This window comes from Mycobacterium sp. OAS707 (assembly GCF_014873705.1).
GTDB lineage: Bacteria > Actinomycetota > Actinomycetes > Mycobacteriales > Mycobacteriaceae > Mycobacterium.
Window position 1 is genome coordinate 656,348 of sequence record NZ_JADBDS010000004.1, and the last position, 23,312, is coordinate 679,659.

24 protein-coding genes are annotated in these 23,312 nt (G+C 65.2%); 20 read left to right on the forward strand and 4 right to left on the reverse strand.

Features of this window, described 5'->3' with window-relative positions:
* The first annotated feature begins 57 nt into the window (after positions 1-57).
* The 3 genes from lysE to GGC64_RS28315 all read left to right on the forward strand — a co-directional run bounded on the left by lysE (position 58) and on the right by GGC64_RS28315 (position 2,437).
* Positions 58-657: an L-lysine exporter gene (gene lysE, locus GGC64_RS28305; protein ID WP_192725858.1), complete on the forward strand. Its 600-nt coding sequence runs from the start codon at positions 58-60 to the stop codon at positions 655-657.
* Between the two features lie 26 nt (positions 658-683).
* Positions 684-1,286, forward strand: a complete 603-nt coding sequence (locus GGC64_RS28310) for a TetR family transcriptional regulator (RefSeq protein ID WP_192725859.1) — start codon at positions 684-686, stop codon at positions 1,284-1,286.
* A gap of 77 nt (positions 1,287-1,363) precedes the next feature.
* On the forward strand, positions 1,364-2,437 hold the full coding sequence (locus tag GGC64_RS28315) for a hypothetical protein (protein ID WP_192725860.1): 1,074 nt from the start codon (positions 1,364-1,366) through the stop codon (positions 2,435-2,437).
* 16 nt (positions 2,438-2,453) lie between these two features.
* Here the strand turns inward: GGC64_RS28315 and GGC64_RS28320 are convergent, their stop codons facing one another.
* Both GGC64_RS28320 and GGC64_RS28325 read right to left on the reverse strand, forming a co-directional pair.
* Positions 2,454-2,798 carry a heme-binding protein gene (locus tag GGC64_RS28320; RefSeq protein WP_192725861.1) on the reverse strand — a complete coding sequence of 115 codons (345 nt, stop codon included), beginning with the start codon at positions 2,796-2,798 and terminating at the stop codon, positions 2,454-2,456.
* Positions 2,799-2,838: 40 nt separating this feature from the next.
* The gene (locus tag GGC64_RS28325) at positions 2,839-3,141 is read right to left on the reverse strand and encodes a hypothetical protein (protein ID WP_192725862.1); all 303 of its coding nucleotides are present in this window, start codon (positions 3,139-3,141) and stop codon (positions 2,839-2,841) included.
* A 248-nt stretch (positions 3,142-3,389) separates the two neighbouring features.
* On the opposite strand from GGC64_RS28325, the gene GGC64_RS28330 reads away from it, so the two are divergent.
* Genes GGC64_RS28330 through GGC64_RS28365 form a run of 8 tightly spaced genes read left to right on the forward strand, consistent with a single transcriptional unit; the run spans position 3,390 to position 10,290 of the window.
* On the forward strand, positions 3,390-3,944 hold the full coding sequence (locus tag GGC64_RS28330) for a hypothetical protein (protein WP_192725863.1): 555 nt from the start codon (positions 3,390-3,392) through the stop codon (positions 3,942-3,944).
* Entirely contained in the window at positions 3,941-4,339 is a 399-nt protein-coding gene (locus GGC64_RS28335; protein WP_192725864.1) for a nuclear transport factor 2 family protein, read from the forward strand. The genes GGC64_RS28330 and GGC64_RS28335 overlap by 4 nt, the downstream gene beginning before the upstream one ends.
* Entirely contained in the window at positions 4,340-5,659 is a 1,320-nt protein-coding gene (locus GGC64_RS28340) for a peroxidase (RefSeq protein WP_192725865.1), read from the forward strand.
* Between the two features lie 10 nt (positions 5,660-5,669).
* Positions 5,670-6,671: a hypothetical protein gene (locus GGC64_RS28345; protein ID WP_192725866.1), complete on the forward strand. Its 1,002-nt coding sequence runs from the start codon at positions 5,670-5,672 to the stop codon at positions 6,669-6,671.
* 22 nt (positions 6,672-6,693) lie between these two features.
* Positions 6,694-7,494, forward strand: a complete 801-nt coding sequence (locus GGC64_RS28350) for an SDR family oxidoreductase (RefSeq protein ID WP_192725867.1) — start codon at positions 6,694-6,696, stop codon at positions 7,492-7,494.
* A gap of 34 nt (positions 7,495-7,528) precedes the next feature.
* On the forward strand, positions 7,529-8,620 hold the full coding sequence (locus GGC64_RS28355) for a phenazine antibiotic biosynthesis protein (protein ID WP_192725868.1): 1,092 nt from the start codon (positions 7,529-7,531) through the stop codon (positions 8,618-8,620).
* A gap of 15 nt (positions 8,621-8,635) precedes the next feature.
* On the forward strand, positions 8,636-9,997 hold the full coding sequence (locus tag GGC64_RS28360) for an aldehyde dehydrogenase family protein (protein ID WP_192725979.1): 1,362 nt from the start codon (positions 8,636-8,638) through the stop codon (positions 9,995-9,997).
* Positions 9,998-10,023: 26 nt separating this feature from the next.
* Positions 10,024-10,290: an EF-Tu/IF-2/RF-3 family GTPase gene (locus GGC64_RS28365; protein WP_192725869.1), complete on the forward strand. Its 267-nt coding sequence runs from the start codon at positions 10,024-10,026 to the stop codon at positions 10,288-10,290.
* Between the two features lie 3 nt (positions 10,291-10,293).
* On the opposite strand, the gene GGC64_RS28370 is transcribed toward GGC64_RS28365, so the two are convergent.
* Complete coding sequence (locus GGC64_RS28370) at positions 10,294-10,599, reverse strand: STAS domain-containing protein (protein ID WP_192725870.1); 306 nt, start codon at positions 10,597-10,599, stop codon at positions 10,294-10,296.
* A complete protein-coding gene (locus tag GGC64_RS28375; RefSeq protein WP_192725871.1) occupies positions 10,599-14,777 on the reverse strand; it encodes a SpoIIE family protein phosphatase in 4,179 nt (1,392 codons plus the stop codon). The genes GGC64_RS28370 and GGC64_RS28375 overlap by 1 nt, the downstream gene beginning before the upstream one ends.
* A 274-nt stretch (positions 14,778-15,051) precedes the next feature.
* Here GGC64_RS28375 and GGC64_RS28380 point away from each other — a divergent pair, with 274 nt between their 5' ends.
* The 9 genes from GGC64_RS28380 (at position 15,052) to GGC64_RS28420 (ending at position 23,269) form a co-directional block, all read left to right on the forward strand.
* A complete protein-coding gene (locus tag GGC64_RS28380) occupies positions 15,052-15,996 on the forward strand; it encodes an ABC transporter substrate-binding protein (RefSeq protein WP_192725872.1) in 945 nt (314 codons plus the stop codon).
* Between the two features lie 12 nt (positions 15,997-16,008).
* Positions 16,009-16,701: a queuosine precursor transporter gene (locus GGC64_RS28385; protein ID WP_192725873.1), complete on the forward strand. Its 693-nt coding sequence runs from the start codon at positions 16,009-16,011 to the stop codon at positions 16,699-16,701.
* A gap of 75 nt (positions 16,702-16,776) precedes the next feature.
* Positions 16,777-17,457 carry an allophanate hydrolase subunit 1 gene (locus tag GGC64_RS28390; RefSeq protein WP_192725874.1) on the forward strand — a complete coding sequence of 227 codons (681 nt, stop codon included), beginning with the start codon at positions 16,777-16,779 and terminating at the stop codon, positions 17,455-17,457.
* Positions 17,454-18,338, forward strand: a complete 885-nt coding sequence (locus GGC64_RS28395; RefSeq protein WP_192725875.1) for a 5-oxoprolinase/urea amidolyase family protein — start codon at positions 17,454-17,456, stop codon at positions 18,336-18,338. The genes GGC64_RS28390 and GGC64_RS28395 overlap by 4 nt, the downstream gene beginning before the upstream one ends.
* A 103-nt stretch (positions 18,339-18,441) precedes the next feature.
* Positions 18,442-19,026, forward strand: coding sequence for a GNAT family N-acetyltransferase (locus GGC64_RS28400; RefSeq protein ID WP_192725876.1), 585 nt, complete (start codon positions 18,442-18,444; stop codon positions 19,024-19,026).
* A 19-nt stretch (positions 19,027-19,045) separates the two neighbouring features.
* Positions 19,046-19,822: a class I SAM-dependent methyltransferase gene (locus GGC64_RS28405; RefSeq protein WP_192725877.1), complete on the forward strand. Its 777-nt coding sequence runs from the start codon at positions 19,046-19,048 to the stop codon at positions 19,820-19,822.
* 106 nt (positions 19,823-19,928) lie between these two features.
* Positions 19,929-21,323 carry a NarK/NasA family nitrate transporter gene (locus GGC64_RS28410; protein WP_192725878.1) on the forward strand — a complete coding sequence of 465 codons (1,395 nt, stop codon included), beginning with the start codon at positions 19,929-19,931 and terminating at the stop codon, positions 21,321-21,323.
* Between the two features lie 120 nt (positions 21,324-21,443).
* Complete coding sequence (locus GGC64_RS28415) at positions 21,444-22,592, forward strand: uroporphyrinogen-III synthase (protein ID WP_192725879.1); 1,149 nt, start codon at positions 21,444-21,446, stop codon at positions 22,590-22,592.
* Entirely contained in the window at positions 22,589-23,269 is a 681-nt protein-coding gene (locus tag GGC64_RS28420; protein ID WP_192725880.1) for a sirohydrochlorin chelatase, read from the forward strand. The genes GGC64_RS28415 and GGC64_RS28420 overlap by 4 nt, the downstream gene beginning before the upstream one ends.
* Positions 23,270-23,312 lie beyond the last annotated feature (43 nt).

The window sequence follows — 23,312 nt, forward strand, 5'->3', positions numbered from 1 at the left end:
TGCAGATGAAGAATCTTTAGCTGTACTGATTCAGCCACCTCTCCTACCGTCGAACCCATGAGCTCGCCCCTGATCGTCGGCTTCATCGCCTCCTTCACGCTGATCGCCGCCATCGGCGCGCAAAACGCCTTCGTGCTGCGCCAGGGCATCCGCCGCGAGCACGTGCTGCCCGTCGTCGCGCTCTGCACCGTCTCCGACATCGTGCTGATCTCGGCCGGCATCGCCGGCGTCGGCGCACTCATCAGTGCCCACCCGAGCGCCCTGAACATCGCCAAGTTCGGCGGGGCCGCCTTCCTCATCGGCTACGGACTGCTGGCCGCGCGCCGCGCATGGCGTCCGTCGTCACTCAGTCCCTCGGAGGCCGCGCCTGCTCGACTGCTCGATGTGCTGCTCACCTGCGCCGCGATGACCTTCCTCAATCCCCACGTCTACCTGGACACCGTCGTGCTCCTCGGGGCGCTGGCCAACGAGCACAGCGACGAACGCTGGCTGTTCGGTATTGGCGCGGTAACGGCCAGCGCAGTCTGGTTCGTCAGCCTCGGCCTGGGTGCCCGACAACTGGCCGGACTGTTCGCGAAACCGATGACATGGCGCATCCTCGACGGCCTGATCGCGGCGATGATGATCGGACTCGGAACGTCATTGGCCTTGTCCTAACACTTTGACATCGACACAATGGCCCAATGGGGGTCACTAATCAGATTCTGGGCTTGCGCGACCGCAAGAAGATCAAGACCCGCGACACGATTCGCCGCGAGGCCATGCGACTGATCGAGGAAAACGGTTACGCGAGCACCACCGTCGAGCAGATCGCAGAAGCCGCCGAGGTGTCACCCAGCACCTTCTTCCGCTATTTCCCGTCCAAGGAAATGGTGCTGATGGCCAACGATCTGGACCTCGTCACCGTTGACGCGCTCGAGAAACAACCCCCAGACATGCCGTCGTTGCAGGCATTTCGCCGCGCTCTCGAAATCACCATGGCGACGCTCTCGGAGGACGAGTGGCGTTTCGAACGGGCCAGGATACGGATGGTGCTGTCCATCCCCGAACTCAAGTCCGCCCAGTTCGACGAGTACCGCCGAACGGTCACGGCGCTCACCGAGGCGGACTGCCGCAGGACCGGCCGCGAACCCGACGACTTCGAGGTCCGCGTATTCGTCGGCGCACTGGCGGGCGGCTTGATGGCTGTCCTCGACCACGCGTCGGGAGTACCCGAGCGGATGTATCGCGCGTTGGACTTCATGGAAGCCGGCATGCCGTTGCGCTCGCGTGACGGCGAATCCTGACCAACTCGACTCATTAAGTACTAATTGACACTTCTGTCACGGTAGGTTCGGCAGCAAAACCGTGAACGGGGGTCGTCATGCACGCAGCCATTCGTCCGTGGGTTACCACCGGCGTCGTGTTGGTTGGCGCCAGCGTCATCGCGGTGACGCCGATCGCGCCGCCACCCCAAACGCTCGTGCCACAAGTGCACGTCCCCGAAGTGCACCTGCCGGCAGTGCAACTCTCGGCTTCGATCGCCGACATCTTCACGTTCCCCGCGCTTCGACAGTTCGTCCTGAATCGAATCGACGACATTGCCACCCTCGGAATCGGATTCGCAGGCTCCGCAGCAGGATTGGGACAATCCATAGCCCAGCTGCCATCGACATTGGTGACGATCACCCAACAGGTGCTCACCGGCGACCTGCTCGGCGCGCTCACCACGGTCGAAACCTATTTGGTCGGAAGCATTGTCGCGATAGGCGAGCCGACCCTGGCAGCGATCATCGAACGGCGCCAGCGTTATCTGGCTGTGCGAGAAGCGTTGCAAGTCGCCGTCCCCCAGGCGTTCATCGACGTCGTCGGCGGGGTGGGACTCGGTTTGGATACCGTTGCTCGAGCCTTCATCGTCGCGGGCCAGGATCTGGTGGATGCGGTGCTGTCGTTCAGCCCCGGCGCCATCGTGAGCGCGCTGGTCAACGGAACCACCCTGGTCGTCGGTTCGTTCGTCGAAGGTGGCCAGCATGTCGTCGACGGCATTGTCTCCGCACAGCAGACCATCGCGACGGCGTTGGCCGCTGAGCCGGCCGCAACGGCAACCACGCTCAGCGCGAAAGTCGCGACCCCCGACGTGACCGCCGTCCCGGATCTGTCCCGCAAGACCGCGATGGTCGCGGTCAGCCCTTCGACCGACAGCGTCGACACCGCGAAAGATTCATCGGATGTGACCACGGCTGCCCCGACGGAATCAAAGTCGACGGAGAAGGAAACCCCCAAGGCCAACGACGACGCGGATTACCCGAAGGCCAAGGACTCCGATTCGACCACCACGGACAAGCCCGACACGCAGTCAGCCACGCGCGAGTCCGACAAGAAGGACGCCGATTCGCCTAAGCATGACACCAAGCAGGCTGACAACGAATCAAAGTCCCAAGGCGCCAAGGACAAATAGCGCAGGGGGTCAACCCCTAGCCCATGGGTCCGTCAGGCAGCGGCGCGTTGCAGCGATCCCGGAAGTCGGATGCCGGCTGACGCACTGCGCTGATCTCGTCCTGCACCTGCGGGTTGGCGTTGAAGTAATCGGTGATTTCTGTTCGCATCTGATCCCTGGACATACCCTTGAGCCCGGTGAAGAACGCGTTCACATCGGGATGCGTGAACAGGTAGGACGACATCCCCGCGTTGACACCCGACATGACGCCGGCCAGGTCGGCGGCTGTGCAGTTCGGCGGATCGGCTGCCGCGGTCGCTGCGGTACCGATGAGCATCGAGCCGGCAATCATGCCTGCGCCGATCAAGCTGCGGAAAAACATGTGAGACTCCTTGAATTCGAGGGTGATTGAGGGATCTTGCTCAACGCGGACCGATACCGCCGCCGCCGCCTGGGCCGCCGCCCGGACGGCCTGGTCGGATCGGAGGCAGGATGACATCGACATCCCAGCCGTCGTCGCAGTACCACGGGTCGGCACAATAGGAGGGGTAGTACGGCCCCGCCGATGGTGCACTGGGGCCACCGCCCCGGACCGTACCCTGCGCACACACGGTGGCATTGCCGGCGTTGGTGCAGTCGGCCGACGCGGGTGCGGCAGAGACAATGCCGAACGGGACCGCTGCAATGGACAATCCCACGATCAGGTAGCGCTGGCTTCTTCGCACGGCTACCCCCCTCCCAGAAGTAGGTGACACGCTGCGGCAGAATCCCCCGACAGCGCGCCTAACTGTTACGTGCCGAGCCTAATTCGATCCGCTTGCGTGCGATGGATTATCGCCAATTTTCACGATCACAAAGTTAGCTTCGCTACCAGGACATTTCGCGTTGGTCCTCGCTGCCCCAAACGCCGACCAACACGCAGGTAGCGGTGCTACGTTCACGTCATCCGTCGGCTGAATTGGGGGCTCAAAATATGCCGGATCAAGATTGGACTAAACCAGCGGCAATGGCCATCCCCAAAGAAGGCTATTTCGAACTGGAACGCGGGCGATACGGGCCGATTTTCCCGCGCACACCGGCCTGCCACGGATTCTCGATCATCGCCAAGGTCAAGGAGGGCCGCGAGGAGGCCGTCCGCGCGTACGGCAAGCAGATCGAGGAGGCGATCGCGGGCAGCCCCGATGTGCTGGCGCCCCTGCGCCTGCACTACCTGAGGTGGGTGCTGTTCGACGTCGGGTCGGGCCTGCACTTCCAATATCAGGGCATCTTCGACACCGACTTCGACAAGTACACCGAGGATGCGGTGCAGTTGTTCAGCCAGACCGGCATCACGACCGTGTTCACGAATCTCGAAGGCTTCCCTGAAGATTGGCGGGAAAACCCTGAGGCGTTCATCAAATTCGTTCGCGACCACCAAGTCCCGAGCTTCCTCGAATACGGCGAGTATCCGTACGTCACCGCTGACGAGATCAAGAAGGCGCTGCGCCTCAAGGCAGCCTTCTCGACGATGCTCGATCAGATGCAATGACCTCGACTCCGCTTGACGCCGTCAAGCGATACATCGACGGCTTCAACGACGGCGACATCGAAACGATGACGTCTGCCTTCGACGCCGAGGGATCGATTCTTGACGGCATGGCGCCACACCTGTGGCTGGGGCCGACCGCCGCGCAAGATTGGTACAAAGACGTGTTGGTCGAGGGCGAAAACCATGGCGCATCAGGGTATTTCGTGACCCTCGGCGAACCGCTGCACGAGAACGTCACCGGCGACGCTGCGTATCTGGCGGTCCCGGCGACCATGACGTTCACCGCTGGCGGCAAAAAAGTCACCCAGACGGGAGCGACCTTCACCGTCGCGCTCCGCCGCCGCTCCAACGGTTGGCGCATTGCGGCCTGGGCGTGGACGAAGGGCAAGCAGTAAATGCTCGAGTTCGACGACATCCAACACATCCTGCTGACCCGCACCCCCGCGATCACGGGACGCTACGAATTCCTGTCCTTCGACACGCCGGCGGGCGGTCGCGCATGGCTGACCGAAGTGCTCGACAAGGTCCAGTCGGCAACGGATGCTCAGGCGACGATGGAGAAGTCCGACCGCTGGGTTACGTTGGCGTTCACCTGGACTGGGCTGCGCGCGCTGGGCGTCCCTGACGAAGCGTTAGCGACCTTCCCGGACGAGTTCCGGGAAGGCATGGCGGCCCGTGCGAGCATCCTCGGCGACACGGGCGCGGCCGCGCCCGAACACTGGCTAGGTGGTCTCGCGGGCGAAGACCTGCATGCGATCGCCATCTTGTTCTCGCGCACCGACGAACAATGCAAGAGTTCCATCTCCGAGCACGACAAGCTGCTGGCGCGGACGGACGGCGTGCGCAGCCTGTCGTATCTCGACCTCAACGCGTCACCGCCGTTCAACTATGCACACGACCACTTCGGCTTCCGCGACCGGCTGTCGCAACCGGTGATGAAAGGGTCGGGCGAGGAACCTACGCCCGGCTCCGGCGATGCCTTGGAACCCGGCGAGTTCATCCTCGGCTATCCCGACGAAAACGGCCCGGTAGCCAATCTTCCTGAGCCCGAGGTGTTATCGCGCAACGGCAGCTACATGGCCTATCGGCGGCTGGAGGAACATGTCGGGGCATTCCGCGACTACCTGCGTGAGAACGCCGACACTCCGGAAGGCGAGGAGTTGCTCGCCGCGAAGTTCATGGGCCGGTGGCGCAGTGGGGCGCCGCTGGTGTTGGCTCCCGACAAGGACGATCCCGAACTGGGTGCCGACCCGATGCGTAACAACGACTACAACTACAAGGAGATGGACCCGTTCGGCTATGCGTGCCCGCTGGGATCGCATGCGCGCAGGCTCAATCCTCGCGACACCGCGCATTACATGAACCGCCGCCGGATGATTCGGCGCGGCGCCACCTACGGTCCCGCCCTTCCCGACGATGTACCCGATGACGGCGTTGAGCGCGGCATCGCCGCGTTCATCATCTGCGCCGACCTTGTCCGCCAGTTCGAGTTCGCTCAGAACGTCTGGATCAACGACAAAGCCTTCCACGAACTCGGCAACGAGCACGACCCGATCTGCGGCACTCAGGACGGCACACTGGACTTCACGGTGCCCAAGCGGCCGATCCGCAAGGTGCACAAGGGCATTCCCGCGTTCACCACGTTGCGTGGCGGTGCTTATTTCTTCCTGCCTGGAATGAACGCGCTGCGTTATCTCGCCGCCCTCGAAAGCTAGAAGGACCAACATGCGGGCACGCACCTACAACCAGAGCCACGTCGCACGCACCCACGACGGTCGCAGACGCATCAGCATCTATTGGACGTGGAGTTACCCCTGGGAATCACAACGGCATCCGGCCGAAATCTACAACCGCTTCTCCACGATGACAGAGGTCCGCAACGTCGCATGGCCGTCCTACGAGACACCCGAATACGATGCCGCGAACTTCCTGCAGGGCATCGCGGGAACGCTCGAGCTGTTTCACCGATCCACGTTGTCGTTTCAGGAACTCGCAGAGGAGGCCACCGACCATCCGGTCGCGGTGTTCCAGCGCATCGATCAGGCCGGGTACAAACTGCCGATCGACGAACGCATCCTGGCGGATACCGACACGCTGATGGTGTTCGGACTCGACCACCTGCTGTCCGAGCAGGCGGCCGCACCCGAGGAGATCGCCGCGCTCAGCGAGTGGCTGCAGCGCGAAGGCACCTGCCTGCTGCTCGCGCCGCACCACGATGTCGGCTTCACCGATGACCTCGACCAGCGGCAGGTCGAATACCAACACCACGGCGACCGGCTGGTGCCACGCCAGCAGCGCTTCGGCCAATACACGCGCTCACTCATGCGGGCGCTCGACGTGCCGGTGCACAACACGTGGGGATTGCGGCCCGCGGTCGTCGAGGGCACCAAGGAGATCGCGCCGCTGACGGGGTTCCGCGACCTCGACACGCCGCGACTGCTCGACAACGTCACCACCTTCAACTTCCACCCCCACCTGCCGCACTACGAACTCACGGCGCCGGAGGGCAACAGGGTGCAGGTCCTCGGGCGTCAGCGGATCGATCCCAACCGTCCGCACCCGTTCACCGAGGCGGGCAACACCGAGTTCAACGCCCTGCTCTGGATGCCGCCTGCGGACCAACGCGCAGGTGACATCGTGCTCATCGACTCCACGCACTTCACCACGCTGTTCGGCGGCACTGACAGCCTGCGCAACCTCTGGCACAACCTGGCCACCATGAAGTGAGGCCGGTGGGCAATCATGGTTCATGGCCAATAGAGCAGTCTTCATCACCGGAGCCGCCGCGGGGATCGGTTACGCGACCGCGCTGACCTTCGCGAAGAAGGGCTACACCGTCGGCGGCTACGACATCGACGAGGTGGGCCTCAAATCATTGGCCGACGACGTAGAGCGGGTCGGCGGGACCGCGGTAGTCGGCCACCTCGACGTCACCGACAGCGCCGAAATGGCGCAGCGGGTAAGCGAATTCGCCGAAGCGGCAGGCGGCAGGCTGGACGTCATGATCAACAACGCCGGTATCCTGCTGGCGGGCCGCTTCGAGGACATCGACGTCGCACGGCATCTACGCGAAATCGACATCAACACCAAAGGCGTCGTCAACGGGCTGCACGCCGCGTTCCCGTACCTGCGCGACACCGCCAACTCGGTGGTCGTCAACCTGTCGTCGGCTTCAGCAATCTACGGGCAGGCCGAGCTCGCCAATTACAGCGCCACCAAGTTCTTCGTCCGCGGCATCACCGAGGCGCTCGACATCGAATGGCAGCGCTACGGCATCCGGGTCATCGCGATGTGGCCGCTGTACGTGCAGACCGCGATGACCGACCACATCAAGACGGGCACCACCGAATCACTCGGTATCAGGCTGACCGCCCAGGACGTCGCCGACGCGATCGCCAAGGCCGTCGAACCATCACGGCTGCGACGCGCCATCCATCAGGTGCACTTTCCTGTCGGCTCGCAGACCAAGGTGATGGTGGCGGGCTCCCGGTTCTCACCCTCCTGGTTGACGCGGCTGGTCAACAAACGGCTCTCGCACTCGGCGAGTTAACCTTCCGGACAACCTGCTGCGACACGATGGCCGGATGGCGGACATCGATTACTCCCTGCTGGACGTGCCGCGCGATGGACCTCCGCCGGACCCGGAGGCATACCTGCACGCGGCGATCGCCTGGCACTTCGGCGCTGAGACGGGCTCACCATTTTGGCTTCGCATCGCGGGGACCCTCGATTTCGATCCGCTGATCGACGTTGCGACGTTCGCCGACCTTCGCCGGTTTCCCAACCTGGTCGACGAACTCCGCAACGTTGCCGTCGAAGACCTCATCCCCCGCGGTTACGGTGCACCGGCGCCCATCCCTCGCATCTTCGAATCGGGCGGCACCACGGGTGCGCCGAAACGCACTGCGCAGCTGCCGGATTGGATCGAGCAGGTGACTCGTTGGCAGGTCGAGGACTTCACCGCGGGCGGGTTCGTCCCCGGCCGCGGGCTGCTGTGCCTGATGCCGAGCGGGCCCCACGGGGTCGGGCACTTCGACCGCGTGGTCGCCGAACGTCTCGGCTCGGCGTTTCACGCGATCGACCTCGATCCGCGCTGGGTCAAGACGCTGGCCGCGCGCAACGCGACAGCGGAGATCGCCGCGTACGTCGAGCACGTGCTGGACCAGGCGCGGCATGTGTTGGAGACGCAGGACGTCGTGAACCTGCATGCGACACCGCCGTTGGTGGAGGCCATCGTCGGCGACGACGGCATGCTCGGCCTGGTGCACAGCAAGATCCGCTACCTGCTGCTCAGCGGAGCGCACGTGGACATGGACACCCTCGATCTGCTCCGCCAGATCTTTCCGCAAACCGCGATCGCCATGGCCTTCGGCAGCACGATGGTGCTGTCACAGGCCGCCACGCGCGTCGACGGTGAGTCGATTGTGTTCGACCCACGCTCGCCGTACGTCTTCTTCTGGGTCGTCGACCCGGATAGCGGTGCCGAGGTGCCCTACGGCAAACGCGGCCAGGTAGTGATGAACCACGTCAGCAAGGGGATGTTCATCCCGAACAATCTGGAACGCGACACCGCGATCCGGATGCCGGGGCCCGACGGGCAGGTCGGCGATTCGATCAGTGAGGTCGCACCCGTCGCGGTGTTCGGCGGCGAACCGGTGATCGAGGGCGTGTACTGACCGATGACCGGCGACCTGGTAGACCTTCCCGCGCTCGGGCCCGACGGTGAGTACCGGACCCGGAATCGGGAGATCATCGCGGACTGTGCCGGTGTACCGATCGCGGAATCAGCTGTTGTGCCAAGGCTATTCGTGACGCGGTCGATCGATGCCCAGCGCAGGTTGCCGCCGCTGCCTGCCGCAGAGCGGGAAGAGGCACTGACGAAGGCCACGGACGCGTTCCTGTCGTCGACGATCGCCGGACTCGACTTCGAGCGCTATGTCGAGCTGACGTGCCGGGTGACCGGCCTGCCGATGACCGCAGTGCGGGCAGGGGTCAACACCGTCACCGAATCCCTCACCACCGCATGCGATGCCGTGCGACCGGCCCGGCCAACGGGCGCGGGATTGGATTGGCGCGAACTGGGACCGGGTGGCGGCGCTGTCTGGGTGCGACGTGGCGAGGTGCTCGCCGTCCAGGCTCCCGGCAATGCGCCGGGCGTACATGGATTGTGGCCACAGGCACTGGCGCTGGGCTACCGGGTGGCGGTCCGCCCGTCGCGGCGCGAACCGTTCACCGCGCACCGCGTCATCCAGGCGTTGCGGCAGAGCGGGTTTCGCGACAGTGATGCGCTGTATCTGCCGACCGACCACGCCGTCGCCGGTGACGTGGTTGCGGCGGCGGACCTGGCCATGGTCTACGGCGGCCAGGATGTCGTCGACAAATACGCAAATGTCCCAACGGTGCTGACCAACGGACCCGGCCGTACCAAGATCCTGATCACCGCCGAGTGCGACTGGCGCGAGCACCTCGATGTGATCGTCGACTCGATAGCCAATCTGGGCGGCATGGCGTGCGTCAACGCGACCGCGGTCCTTTATGAGGGCGACGCCGCATCACTGGCGCACGCCATCGCCGAGCGGTTGTCGGCTATCGAACCGCTGCCGAACACCGACGAACGAGCCGTGCTACCAACGACTTCCATCGAGTCGGCACAGGCCATCGCCGATCACCTCGCGGCCAGAGCCGCCGGAGCGGTTGCGGTGCTGGGCGCCGATCAGGTGGTAGCCGACCTCGGCCATGGGTTCGCCGCGCTGCGCCCGGCCGTGCACCTGCTCACCGAACCGGACCCAGCCAAGCTCAACGTCGAACTGCCGTTCCCGTGCGTGTGGGTCTCGCCGTGGTCACGCAGCGACGGGACGGCGCCGCTGCGCAACTCGCTGGTGCTCAATGCGATCACGACCGACGACGAGTTGGTCGACGAGCTGCTGAGCGAGCCGACCATCACCAACGTCTACCGCGGCCGGCACGCCACCCACTACAGCGCACCCCACATCCCGCACGAGGGATTCCTTGCGGACTTCCTGATGCGCAACAAGGGCTTCATCGACGGCTAGGGCAAATCGGGTGGCACACTGCTGACATGTTCCGATTGACGGTCGAGGACGTGTTCGTCATCAAGAATCGCGGCGTCGTCGCGACCGGGCGCGTGGAGAGCGGCACGCTGAGGGTCGGCGACACCGTGCGGGTCGACGGTGCGCTCGAGGCGCGGGTCGACGGCATCGAGGTCTTCCGAAAGTCGATCGACGAAGCGCAGGCCGGTGACAACATCGGCGTGCTGTTCAGGGGTCTGGAAAAGAACCAACTGAACCGCGGCTCCGTGCTCACCACGGCCGGCTTCATCGTCTGACGGTCAGCCACCGACCTCGACGCTCATCACGTCGGTCAGGCCGCTGATCTCGAGCACCGGCAGCAGAACCGTATTCGCATGCAGCCGAACGCGATCGGCGTACGCGAAGAGGGCGTTGATCGCTCCGCTGTCGAGATATTCCACTCGAACCAGGTCGACCCGCACCGGCTTGCCGTCGGCCAGGGCCACTGCTTCAGCGAGCGCACGCCCAAACCCGTCGACATTGCTCATGTCCAGCTCGCCCGATGCTTTCAGGACAACCTCGCCGTCACCTTCGCGAGTAGTCGACACCGTAACCGGGGTGGCCATCATCCGATCCTCACGTTCATTGCCACGGTGGTGCCTTCTGTACCGGACGATATCTGGACCTCGTGCATGAGGGCACGCATCAACGCGATACCGCGACCCCGATGCGGATTGGCGGCCGGCTGCGGGGTCTTCCACGAGCCGGCGTCGACGATGGTCAACTGCAGACTGTCACCGAGCACCGTGGCCTGAAGGCGAACGAGCCCTTCGGGGTCGTGCCGGTGACCGTGCTCGATGGAGTTGGCCAGCGCTTCGCCGGTGGCGACAAGCACGTTGAGCGCCTGGTCCTGGTCCACCCCCGCGTGGGTCAGCCAACTGCGCAGCGCCGCGCGGGACGGTGCCAACTGCTCGGGTTCCGCCGGTATCGCGATGTTCAGCGGTGGCGGTTGCCGGTACAACAGCATGGCCACATCGTCCTGATAGCCGTCGTCCGGCGTTATGCGAGTCATGATCAGGTCCGCGAGATCGTCGAGAACCGTCTCACGGTTGTGCGCCACGATGTCGCCCGCGCGGCCGATTCCGCGATCCAACGGCTCGCGGCGGCGCTCGACAAGGCCATCGGTGTAGAGCAGCAGCGTCGAACGGACCGGCAGCGTCCGGCGGATCTCGGTGCGCTGTCCGGAGAATCCCAAACCCAGGGGAATGCCGCGGCCGCCGTCGAGCAGCTCAACACTCCGGTCGCTACGGACCAGGATCGGTGGCGGATGTCCCGCACTCGAGTACACGACTTCGCCGGTGTCGGGAGACAACACCGCGCAGAACGCCGTGGTGGTCCGCGCGCCCGGTAACTGTCCGGCGAAGTGGTCAAGCGCGGTGAGCGCGGCGCACGGGCTGGGATGCTCGAGCAGCAGTGCGCGGCAAGCACTCTTGAGCTGACCCATCACAGTCGCAGCGGCGAGGCCGTGCCCGACACAGTCACCCACCACCAGCCCGATGCGGCCGCCATCGAGTTCGACGACGTCATACCAATCGCCGCCGACCTGTAGCGGCCGCGTCGCCGGTTGGTACCGCGCAGTGAATCCGGTGGGCAACTCGGCGGGGCCGAGCATCGCGGTCTGCAGAGCCAGCGCGGTTTCGCGTTGCTGATCGAGTTGATACACGCGCTGCAGGCCGTGGCCGAGACGACCGGCGAGCAGAGCGAGCAGCGCGCTGTCCTCCGTGGTGAACGGACGTCGTTCAGCCAACTCGAGATACAGCACCACGACTCCGTGCGGATGCTGCAGCGCAATCGCCGCGGTCCCAGGCTCTGTCGTGTCACTGGCAAGCAAATTACCCGCGCGTACCCGGTTCAGCCGCTCCCGCACATCTTCGGGTAGCTCTGCCCACCGTGGCACTGCACCGGCGGAGTCAATTCGTGGCGCGTCGTTATCGGCGCCGGTCGACCCGGCCGTGAAAGTGACGGCGAGCACCCGGCGGGCCTGCCAGAGCGCACGCAACGCCTCGGTTGCGCCAGCAAGCGCGTCATCGAGTGTATTGGCTTGTGCCAGTTGCTCATTGAGTTCGGCAAGGGCGGTGTCGCGCTGCACGGCGTAATGCTCGGCGGTGACGTCGCGGAAGGTGCCGACCACGACACGACGCCCGGTCTCCGGATCGTCGGCGTGATTGAAACTGAAGGTGACCCACAGGCGATGCCCGTCCTGATGGGTCACCGGCACGGTGTCGCCACCGGTGCCCTCTGCGAGCATCGTGTCGAACGCAGCCCTAACTTGTCGGTATCCGTCGGGGTCGGTGTCGGCGTCAGGCCACCAAGGCTGAACCGGTTCGAACGGCAGTTGTTCGGGTCCGTACCCGAGAATGTCGGTGAATGCGTGGTTGATCTCGACGACCGCACCATGCTCGTCGCAGACGAAGAACGCCTCCTGTAGAGAATCGACAAGGGCTGTGCGCCAACGTGAATGGTGACCGCGGAGTCGGGACAACTCGACATTGGCCCGCACGCGGGCGAGCAGTTCGGCAGCGGCGAACGGCTTCACCAGATAGTCGTCGGCCCCGGCCTGCAAGCCTTCGATCGACGCCTCCTGCCCCGCCCGTGCCGACAGCAACAGAACCGGCACGGCGGCCAACCGGGGGTCCGCACGCAACGCCGCCACGAGCGCAAGACCATCGAGGCGCGGCATCATCACATCGCTGACGATCAGATCCGGCACGCTCGCGCGGACGCGCTCGAGGGCTTGCCGGCCGTCGGTGACGGCATCGACGAGGTAGCCCGCGCTACGCAGCAACCGAGACACATACTGGCGCATATCGGCGTTGTCGTCGGCGATCAACACCCGGGCGGGCGGTCCGGACACCGCGAACGTGGTGCTGACTTCCGTGTCGGCGGTCAACACGCCCTGCGCGAGCGTCGATGCGGCATCCGAATCTGCGGGCAGCCACCGAAGCGCCTCTGCCACATACGGTTCCGCCAAACCGGAGGGCGCCAATTCACGTGCCAGTGTGACCACTTCATCGGCGGGCAGGTGAGCGCGGCCGAACGGCAGACGGACAGTGAAGGTCGTGCCCGACCCTTCCTCGCTTTCGGCGTCGATCGTGCCGCCGTGCAGCGAGACCAACTCCTTGACCAACGCCAGGCCGATTCCGCTGCCCTCATTGGAGCGAGCCCGCGTCGCCTCGACCCGGTGGAACCGTTCGAACAACCGTGGCATCTCCGCGGCTGCCACACCGATCCCGGTGTCGCGCACAGTGACAACCGCGTTGGAGCCCTCGCGACGAACGCTGATCGACACGCGCCCCTCAAACGTGAACTTCAGCGCGTTCGACAGCAAGTTGAGCACCACCTTCTCCCACATGTCCCGATCGACGTACACCGGTTCACCCAGCGGCGGGCAGTCGACCTCGAACACCAGGCCGGCCCGCTCGATCGCGGACCGGAAGACGCTGGCGAGCTCGACGGTGACCGCGGATAGTTCGACAGGTTCGTATCGCGCCTGAGCGCGGCCGGCTTCGATTCGCGAGAAATCCAGCAGCGTGTTGACCAACTTGGCCAGTCGCAGTGAATTGCGGTAGACCACCTCGAGTTCCTGGCGCGCTTCGGAGTCGAGTCCCGATGCGGGAGAACGCAGTTCGGCCACGGGAGCCATGATCAACGTCAACGGGGTGCGGAACTCGTGGCTGATATTGGAGAAGAAGGTCGTCTTGGCGCGGTCGAGTTCGGCGAGTTCCTCGGCACGACGCTGCTGCGCGGCATAGCTTCTGGCGCTGCCGATGCCCGCGGCGATATGGCTGGCGACCAGCGTGAGGAAGCCGCGATATTGCTCGTCGAGCTCGCGGTAGCGGTTGATCGCGGCGACGAGAAACCCCGCGGGTGCAGCGCCCTGCTGCACCAGTGGTGCGACCAACGCCTGGGTCGGCGGCTCGTCCCAGTCGCCGCAAGGCAGGCCGGGATAGCGTTCGGGATCCAGGTCGATCAGAACCTGATCACCGCGCGCGGATTCGCCCAGCGGCCACAGCGCCGAGCCCGCGGCGGGCAGCAGCGCCGGGGCGGCCGGATGGCCGGGCTCGATTCCGCTCCATCCCGCCAGCCGTGCGTTGCCTGCGTCGTCGAACAGATAGGTCAAGGTGAACGGGAGATCGCGTGGATTCTGGCCGAGTTGGCGCGCCGCGTAGGTCAGCATCTCGTCCTCGGTGCGCACGACGCTCGGATCCGAACCGAGATCACGCAATGTCGCGATTCGGCGCTGGGCGATCACGCGCTCGGTGTCCTCGCTGACGACGCACAACATGCCCACCACCTGGCCGCCGTCGTCGCGCAGCGGGCTGTACGAAAACGTGTGGTACGACTCCTCGAGGTATCCCGACCGCTCCAGGAACAACAGCAGCGCGGAATCCCATGTCGCCCGCCCGGTGGTCAGCACACCGTCGATGCGAGGACCGATGTCGGACCAGATCTCGGCCCACACCTCGCGCGCAGGTCGTCCCAGCGCCCACGGGTATTTATGGCCGAGCGTGTCGCGGCGGTACGCCGCGTTGCAGAAGAACGTCAGGTCAGGACCCCACGCCATCCACATCGAGAACCGCGACGACAACAGGATGCTGACCGCCGTCTGCAGGCTCTGCGGCCAGGTGGCGGGCGATCCGAGCGGCGTGCGCTCCCAGTCGACGGTCGCGAGGTCACGGCCGACCTCTGGATCGGCGTCGAAGACTTCGGGTAGCGAGCCTCGCCTGATGTCGTCCGCGCCCATCTCACTCCCTCTGCTGGCTAGCCCCGAAGGGAGTGGGGTAGCGGCGATTGCAAGACGCGATATACCCAATGGGGAGCCCTGGCAACCCCCGCCGTCCCACTCGTTGTCGATGCCTGCCTCGTAGATTAAGGGACGATTGCATCGAAAGCGCAGCGTTTCACCGTCTCGCTCGGCCTGGTGCTCATCACGTCGAGGGTGCTGCATTGGGGCGTCGCGGCCGCCTGACACGTCGCGTCGACGGCGCCCCGTCAGCAACGCCGGTTACGCTCACGACGTGCTCAGCAGGCGTGGATTTCTTGGCGTAGCCGGCGTCGCACTCGTCGCCGCATGCAGTTCGAAAAAGCCGGGCGAAATCGCCAAGGACGGCTCGGTCACCGTCAAACACATCTTCGGCGAAACAAAGATCCCTTCGCCGCCCAAGCGGGTCGTCAGCGCAGGCTTCACCGAGCAAGACGACCTGCTGGCCGTCGGGGTCGTGCCGGTCGCGATAACGGACTGGTTCGGCGCCCAACCGTTCGGCGTATGGCCATGGGCCCAGCCCAAATTGGGCAGCGCGCAACCTGTAGTGCTCAACCTCAACGACGGCATCCAGGTCGACCAGATCGCGTCGCTGAAGCCGGACCTGATCGTCGCTGTCAACGCCGGACTCGACGAGGACACATACAAGAAGCTGTCAGCCATCGCGCCGACCGTCGCGCAGTCCGGCCAGGACGCGTTCTTCGAGCCGTGGAAGGACCAGGCCACCGCGATCGGGCAGGCCGTATTCAAGGCCGACGAGATGTCCGGATTGATCACCGGCGTCGACGAGAAGTTCGCCGCTGTCGGCAAGAACAATCCGCAGTTCGCAGGCAAGAAGGCGCTGCTGCTCGCCGGCACCTTCTACCAGGACAGCGTTCGTGTGACCGAGTCCGGTTGGCGCACCGACTTCCTCACCACCATGGGCTTCACCATCCCCGACACCGGCGGCTGGTTGATCCCGCGCGACAAGATGGCGTCCGTTCTCGACGCCGCCGACGTGCTGATCTGGACCACCGAAAGCGACGACGAACAGGCCGCGCTGCTTGCCGACCCAGTCGTCGCAAAGCTTAGGGCGACCGCATTGAACCGCAACGTGTTCACCGGCAAGGATCTGTCGGGCGCAATCGCGTTCGCGTCGCCGTTGTCCTACCCGGTGGTGGCCGACCAATTGCCACCGCTGCTGACCAAGGCGCTCGCCTGATCTAATTACCGCGTGACAAGCGACCAGACCACCCTCAAAGAGCAGCACGCCGCATTCGCGCAGGTGGGGTCAAAGTACTATCCGACTTTCGTTGCCGTCTTCACAGCGCTGGTGATCATCTCCAACGTCACCGCAACGAAGGGCGTCGCGTTCGGGCCGATCATCACCGACGGTGGATTCATCGTCTTTCCGCTCACCTACGTGATCGGCGATGTGCTGTCCGAGGTCTACGGCTTCAAGGCCGCGAGGCGGGCGATATTCCTCGGGTTTGCTATGAACGGGCTGGCCGCCCTCACGTTCTGGGTGACCATCTACCTTCCCGCTGCCGATTTCTACACCAATGAAGAGCACTTCGAGAACATCGTCCACGCCTACACACAGCTGATCATTGCCGGGCTTGCGGGCTTCATCGTCGGGCAGACCATCAATGCCTGGGTCGTCGTGTGGATCAAAGAGAAGACCAAGGAGAAACACCTGTGGGCCCGGCTGGTCGGCTCGACTTTCGCGGGCCAGCTTGGCGACACGCTGGTGTTCTGCAGCATCGCGGCCAACGCGATCGGCATCAGCACATTCCGCGATTTCGTCGTGTACACCGCGTTGGGGTGGTTCTACAAGACGGCCGTCGAAGTGGTCATGCTGCCGGTGACCTACCGCGTGATCGCGTACGTCAAGCGCCACGAGCCGACATACGGCGTGGCAATATGAGCTATCGCTAAGCCTTCTCTGGCAAGGCTCCCAGAGCCGGTTATTTCTTAGCTACCCGCGGGTAAGTTCCAGAACATGAGCGTGACTGCGGATCTGATGGACGTGCAGGCTATTGGCACGGTTCGTGATTATGGCGATCAGGCGCTGCTGCTCGAGTTCGACAGCACCGCCGAAGTATTGGCGTGGGCCGACGTGCTGCGCGAAGCCGAGCTGCTCGGCGTGCTGGACATCGTTCCGGCATCGCGCACGGTGCTGCTCAAGCTCGCCGGACCGCGCTATCAGGCGCCGACCCGGCAACGGCTGGGCAAGCTGCGGGTGACGGCCGAGGCGCTGTCGGCGGCGAGCACGCCTGCCGACGGTAAGGCCGACATCGAGATAGGTGTGCGGTACGACGGCGCGGACCTCGAGGAAGTGTCGCGGTTGACGGGGCTGACCACTGACCAGGTGATCGCCGCTCACACCGGGACACCGTGGCGGGTCGGATTCGGTGGCTTCGCACCGGGTTTCGCGTATCTGCTCGGTGGGGACGAGCGACTGAACGTGCCGCGCCAGTCCGAGCCGCGGACCAGGGTGCCCGCGGGATCGGTGGCACTGGCCGGGGAGTTCAGCGCGATCTATCCGCGGGAATCGCCCGGCGGTTGGCAGCTGATCGGCCAGATGGCCGACGACTCGGTGGCGTTGTGGGACATCGATCGCGACCCGCCTGCCCTACTCAGACCTGGCATGTGGGTCCAGTTCAGGGAGGTGCGCTCATGACCGTCACTCTGGAGGTGCTGCGCACCGGACCGCTCGCCCTGATCGAAGACCTCGGCAGGCCCGGCCTGGCGCATATGGGCGTGTCGCGGTCCGGGGCGGCTGACCGTCGCTCGCATCAGCTGGCCAACCGGCTGGTTGCCAACCCCGGTGAGCACGCCACCATCGAGGTGACGTTCGGCGGGTTCTCGGCGCGGGTTCGTGGCGGCGACGTCGCGATCGCAGTCACCGGCGCCGACACCGACCCGGCAGTGAACGGAAAACCGTTCGGAAGCAACAGCATTCATTACGCACACGACGGCGAAGTGATCTCGCTCGGTGCCCCGCACACCGGCCTGCGCAGCTACCTAGCGGTGCGCGGCGGCATCGACGTCTCTCCCGTGCTGGGCTCGCGTTCGTATGACGTGATGTCCTCGATCGGTCCGCTGCCGCTACAACCGGGCGACGTGCTGCCGGTCGGCGAACACAGCGGCGAACTCCCCGACCTCGACCAGGCTCCAGTGGCCGCCATCGAGGACGAGGTGTTGGAACTGCGCGTGGTGCCCGGCCCGCGCGACGACTGGTTCGTCGACCCCGACATCCTGATCCGCACCAACTGGCAGGTCACCAACCGAACCGACCGGGTCGGCATGCGACTGATCGGCATGCCGTTGGAGTACCGCTGGCCCGATCGGCAACTGCCCAGCGAGGGCGCGACCCGCGGCGCAATCCAGGTGCCGCCGAACGGTTTTCCGGTGATCCTCGGGCCTGATCATCCTGTGACGGGAGGCTATCCCGTCATCGGTGTGGTGACCGATGAGGACATCGACAAGGTGGCGCAGAGCCGCCCCGGACAGACGGTGCGGCTGCATTGGTCGCATCCGCGTAAACCATTCGAGGAGTAAGCAGGCGCCGAGTGTGAACTTATGACACGCTTTCGGCCGAAAACCGTGCAATAACTTCACACTCGACGGCCCAGTAGGGGCACGCTACTGGTAGACAGTCAGTGTGCATACGCACGATGCCCCCGCTCCGCAGGCGCGCGGGATCTACACAGCCCGCCTGGTCCATACCTCCGATCTCGACAACGAGACGCGTGAAGATGCCCGCCGGATGGTGTCCGAAGCCTTCGCCGATGAGTTCACCGACGCCGACTGGGAGCACGCTCTCGGCGGCATGCATGCGCTGATCTGTCACCACGGCGCACTGATCGCGCATGCCGCGGTCGTGCAGCGTCGCCTGCTGTACCACGACATCGCGCTGCGCTGCGGCTACGTCGAGGGGGTCGCCGTGCGCGAGGACTGGCGCGGCCAGGGCCTGGCCCATGCCCTGATGGATTCGGTGGAACAAGTGCTGCGCGGCGCCTACCAGCTCGGTGCGCTCAGCCCATCGGAGATCGGCAGACATCTGTACACCGCGCGAGGTTGGCTTCCGTGGCAGGGACCGACGTCCGTGCTGGCGCCGGCAGGCGTGACCCGAACCCCCGACGACGACAACGGGCTCTTCGTTTTCCCGGTGAATTTGCCCGACAGTCTGGAGCTCGACACCACGGCCGAAATCACCTGCGATTGGCGCGAGGGCGACGTCTGGTAGGACGCGTAACTTTGGATGCATGACCACTCCAGCGTTTCGTCCCGACCCGGAGACCTTCGACAAGCTCTACCGCGGCGAGCCTGTCGTCGAGGGCGGGCCGGTGCCGCCCGGCGTGCCGTGGGACGTGCAGCAAGCCCAGCCCAGACTGATGGAACTCGAAGCGCTGGGCGGGTTTTCGGGTGAAGTGCTCGATATCGGCTGCGGTCTCGGTGACAACTCGATCTATCTGGCTTCGCGGGGACACTCGGTCACCGGGTTGGACGGCTCACCCGCGGCGATCTCCGAAGCACGTCGACGCGCGGAAGCCGCCGGCGTCAGCGTGACGTTCGACGTCGCCGACGCCACGGACCTCAAGGGCTACGACGGACGTTTCGACACAGTCGTCGACAGTGCGCTCTACCACTGTCTGGACGACGACGGCAGGCAGGCTTATATCGCCGCGCTGTACCGGGCGACGCGGCCAGGCGCGCGTCTACATCTGTCCTGTTTTTCCGACGGCAACGTCAACGGCGTGATCGCACCCATGGGCGCCGTGCCCGAGAGCAACATCCGCGATACGTTGACTGCCAACGGCTGGCGCATCGACTTCCTCGGCCCCACCACATATTTGGGTAACGCCATCGGATTCGGCACCGACGACGAGGGAATGCCGCAGCACCTGGCCGACCAGATGCCACCCGAGGCGCTCGAGCAGATGCGCCGAGTGACCGAGCGGTTCGCCAAGATCAGGGACTTGCTCGAGAACAACCGGGTGCACCTGCCGTTCACCGTGGTTCACGCACACCGGGTCGATTGAAGACGTCTCAAACTCACACCCCGGCTTTCAGCAAGGTGAGGGGAAGTTCACGGCGGGGTGATCGCGCTGCGATTTCGCGCAATAAAGCCTTCCTAGCGTTGTCCGCATGTCGAAACGCATCACTGACTGGGATCCCGAGGACGTCGTCGCCTGGGAGGCCGGTAACAAGAACATCGCGCGCCGCAACCTGATCTGGTCGGTGGTCGCCGAGCATATCGGCTTCTCGGTGTGGTCCATCTGGTCGGTGATGGTGCTGTTCATGCCGGAGGCGGTCTACCACTTCTCCGCGGGTGACAAGTTCCTGCTGGGCGCCACCGCAACGCTGGTCGGCGCATGCCTGCGAATCCCGTACACCCTGGCCACAGCGACCTTCGGCGGTCGCAACTGGACGGTGTTCTCGGCGTTCGTGTTGCTGATCCCGACCGTCGGGACCATGTGGCTGCTGGCCCATCCGGGTCTGCCCCTGTGGCCGTACCTGCTGTGCGCAGCGCTGGCCGGCTTCGGCGGCGGCAACTTCGCATCGTCGATGACCAACATCAACGCGTTCTACCCGCAGCGACTAAAGGGCTGGGCGCTGGGCATCAACGCCGGCGGCGGCAACATCGGCGTGCCGATGGTCCAGCTCGTCGGCCTGCTCGTCATCGCGACCCTCGGCAACCGTCAGCCCTACTGGGTGTGCGCGGTGTACCTGGTGGCGTTGGCGATCGCAGGCGTCGGCGCCGCGCTCTACATGGACAACCTCGAGCAGCACAAGATCGACCTGACGGCCATGGGCGCGATCCTGAAGGTACGAGACACCTGGGTGATCTCGCTGCTCTACATCGGCACGTTCGGCTCGTTCATCGGCTTTGCGTTCGCGTTCGGTCAGGTGCTGCAGATCAACTTCGCCGCGGGCGGTCAGAGTGCAGCGCAGGCGTCACTACACGCCGCACAGATCGCGTTCATCGGTCCGCTGCTCGGGTCGCTGTCGCGGGTGTACGGCGGCAAGCTCGCCGACCGCATCGGCGGCGGCAAGGTCACGCTGTCGGTGTTCGCCGGAATGATCCTTGGCGCAAGCATTCTCGTCGGCGTCAGCATGCTCGACGACCACACCAAGGGTGCGGCGACCGGTGCCATGATGGCCGGCTACGTGGTCGGCTTCATCGCCCTGTTCCTGCTCTCAGGCATCGGCAACGGGTCGGTCTACAAGATGATCCCCTCGATTTTCGAGGCCCGCAGCCGCTCACTGGATGTGCCGGAGGCCGATCGCGTGGCGTGGTCCCGTGCGATGGCAGGTGCATTGATCGGCTTCGCCGGTGCCATTGGCGCGCTGGGCGGCGTCGGCATCAACATGGCGCTGCGGCAGTCGTACCTGAGCAGCCACTCCGCGACAACGGCCTTCTGGATCTTCCTGACCTTTTATGTGGTGGCGTGCGCTGTCACCTGGGCGATGTACGTGCGACGGCCGGTCTCGGCCCCCGTCACCAGTGCAGAGCCCGCAACGGACCTGGCCCGGACCTGACCTCCTTTCAGTGGGCCGGGGCGGCTGGGCAACAACGGCGTTGCCCAGCTCACACCGCTCGACACGGGTAAGCAATGGCGAAGTAATGGGTTGGAAACATGCGCTACGTAGACATGGCACATGAGTGATCCCGACTGGGCACCGCTCACCGGTTTTCGCGTGGCGGTGACCTCCGCCCGTAGGGCCGACGAACTGGCCAAGCTGCTGGAACGGCGCGGCGCAACCGTCACGTGCGCAGCAGCCATCGCGATGGTGCCACTGCCCGACGACGAACAATTGCGGGCACACACCGAGGAATTGATCGCGCAACCCCCCGACATCGTGGTCGCCACCACCGGAATCGGCTTCCGCGGCTGGGTCGACGCCGCTGACGGCTGGGGGCTGTCTGGCGAACTGCTCGCGGCGCTCGGCAAGGCGCGCATCGTCTCCCGTGGACCGAAGTCGACCGGCGCGCTGCGCGCCGCGGGCCTGCCCGAGGAATGGTCGCCCGAATCCGAATCGTCGCGGGAGGTACTGCACTATCTGGTCGAGGGCGGCATCGCCGGCAAGCGCATCGCCGTGCAGTTGCACGGCGCCACCGACGACTGGGATCCGTTCCCCGAGTTCCTCGACGAATTGCGCTCTGCCGGTGCGGAAGTGGTGCCGATCAGGGTGTACCGCTGGCACCCTGCACCCCGCAACGGCGATTTCGATCAGCTGGTCGCGGGTATCGCCGACGGCAAGTTCGACGCGGTCAGCTTCACTTCGGCGCCTGCTGTCGCGTCGGTTCTGATGCGTGCGATGGAGCTGGACATCGAAGACAAGGTGTTGTCCGCGTTGCGAACTGACGTCCATGCGATGTGTGTGGGTCCGGTGACGGCCCGGCCATTGGTCCGGCTCGGCGTACCAACGTCGGCGCCTGAGCGGATGCGGTTGGGCGCGTTGGCCCGTCACATCACCGACGAACTTCCGCTGCTGCAGTCGCGCACCCTGCGGGTGGCCGGTCATGTGCTGGAGATCCGCGGCACCTGCGTGATGGTCGACGGCGAGGTGAAGGCGGTTTCGCCTGCCGGGATGGCGACGATTCGCGCGCTGGCGCATCATCCCGGCGCGGTGGTCTCGCGATTCGACCTGCTCGGCGCGCTTCCGGGCAGCGGCACCGACACCCACGCCGTTGAGACTGCGGTGCTGCGGCTTCGAACAGCGTTGGGCGACAAGAACATTGTGTCGACGGTCGTCAAACGCGGTTACCGGCTGGCAATCGACGACGAGTTGGCGCACGCGCGATGAGCCTGATGTTGGTCGCGCACGGCACCCGCAAGCAGCAGGGCGTCGCGATGATCGGAGATCTGGCCGAGCAGGTGTCCGCCACGCTCGGGCGGACGGTGCACGTGTCGTTCGTCGACGTGCTCGGCCCGACGCCGTCGGAAGTGCTGACGCAGATGACCGGGCCCGCGATAGTCGTGCCTGCGTTCCTGTCGCGGGGGTATCACGTCACCAGCGATATCCCCGCGCACGTGGCCGCCAGCGGACACCCCGACGTCACGGTGACGGAGGCCCTCGGGCCCGGCCCGGCACTGGTCCGCGTGCTCGCTGATCGGTTGATCGAATCCGGTTGGCGCCAGGACGATTCGGTGGTGCTCGCGGCAGCCGGCACTTCTGACCCCGGCGCCCAACATGATCTGCACACGATGGCGACCTGGCTGTCGGCGGTCACGAGTTCGCGGGTGGAGTTGGCGTTCGCCGCCACGGGGACACCTCGCGTACACGACGCCGTCGAATCGCTACGGCAGCGGGGTGCGCGCAGGGTGGTCGTCGCGTCATACCTGTTGTCGGAAGGCCTGTTCCAGGATCGCCTGCGCGACAGCGGCGCAGACGTGGTGACCGAGCCGCTCGGCACCCACCCCGGGCTGGTGCGACTGATCGCCAACCGGTTCAGCCGCGCCCGCTACTGCGTGGCCGCCTGACTCTTCGCAACCTCGCAGTTTGTTGCCCGCCGGGCGGGGGTAC

What these genes read in the sequence shown, in the direction of transcription:
- GGC64_RS28320 (WP_192725861.1), bottom strand. Translation starts at nt 2,798, where the DNA reads ATGTTTTTCCGCAGCTTGATCGGCGCAGGCATGATTGCCGGCTCGATG.
- GGC64_RS28310 (WP_192725859.1), top strand. Translation starts at nt 684, where the DNA reads ATGGGGGTCACTAATCAGATTCTGGGCTTGCGCGACCGCAAGAAGATC.
- GGC64_RS28315 (WP_192725860.1), top strand. Translation starts at nt 1,364, where the DNA reads ATGCACGCAGCCATTCGTCCGTGGGTTACCACCGGCGTCGTGTTGGTT.
- GGC64_RS28350 (WP_192725867.1), top strand. Translation starts at nt 6,694, where the DNA reads ATGGCCAATAGAGCAGTCTTCATCACCGGAGCCGCCGCGGGGATCGGT.
- GGC64_RS28355 (WP_192725868.1), top strand. Translation starts at nt 7,529, where the DNA reads ATGGCGGACATCGATTACTCCCTGCTGGACGTGCCGCGCGATGGACCT.
- lysE (WP_192725858.1), top strand. Translation starts at nt 58, where the DNA reads ATGAGCTCGCCCCTGATCGTCGGCTTCATCGCCTCCTTCACGCTGATC.
- GGC64_RS28370 (WP_192725870.1), bottom strand. Translation starts at nt 10,599, where the DNA reads ATGGCCACCCCGGTTACGGTGTCGACTACTCGCGAAGGTGACGGCGAG.
- GGC64_RS28395 (WP_192725875.1), top strand. Translation starts at nt 17,454, where the DNA reads ATGACCGTCACTCTGGAGGTGCTGCGCACCGGACCGCTCGCCCTGATC.
- GGC64_RS28410 (WP_192725878.1), top strand. Translation starts at nt 19,929, where the DNA reads ATGTCGAAACGCATCACTGACTGGGATCCCGAGGACGTCGTCGCCTGG.
- GGC64_RS28330 (WP_192725863.1), top strand. Translation starts at nt 3,390, where the DNA reads ATGCCGGATCAAGATTGGACTAAACCAGCGGCAATGGCCATCCCCAAA.
- GGC64_RS28345 (WP_192725866.1), top strand. Translation starts at nt 5,670, where the DNA reads ATGCGGGCACGCACCTACAACCAGAGCCACGTCGCACGCACCCACGAC.
- GGC64_RS28415 (WP_192725879.1), top strand. Translation starts at nt 21,444, where the DNA reads ATGAGTGATCCCGACTGGGCACCGCTCACCGGTTTTCGCGTGGCGGTG.
- GGC64_RS28340 (WP_192725865.1), top strand. Translation starts at nt 4,340, where the DNA reads ATGCTCGAGTTCGACGACATCCAACACATCCTGCTGACCCGCACCCCC.
- GGC64_RS28335 (WP_192725864.1), top strand. Translation starts at nt 3,941, where the DNA reads ATGACCTCGACTCCGCTTGACGCCGTCAAGCGATACATCGACGGCTTC.
- GGC64_RS28405 (WP_192725877.1), top strand. Translation starts at nt 19,046, where the DNA reads ATGACCACTCCAGCGTTTCGTCCCGACCCGGAGACCTTCGACAAGCTC.
- GGC64_RS28375 (WP_192725871.1), bottom strand. Translation starts at nt 14,777, where the DNA reads ATGGGCGCGGACGACATCAGGCGAGGCTCGCTACCCGAAGTCTTCGAC.
- GGC64_RS28390 (WP_192725874.1), top strand. Translation starts at nt 16,777, where the DNA reads ATGAGCGTGACTGCGGATCTGATGGACGTGCAGGCTATTGGCACGGTT.
- GGC64_RS28365 (WP_192725869.1), top strand. Translation starts at nt 10,024, where the DNA reads ATGTTCCGATTGACGGTCGAGGACGTGTTCGTCATCAAGAATCGCGGC.
- GGC64_RS28420 (WP_192725880.1), top strand. Translation starts at nt 22,589, where the DNA reads ATGAGCCTGATGTTGGTCGCGCACGGCACCCGCAAGCAGCAGGGCGTC.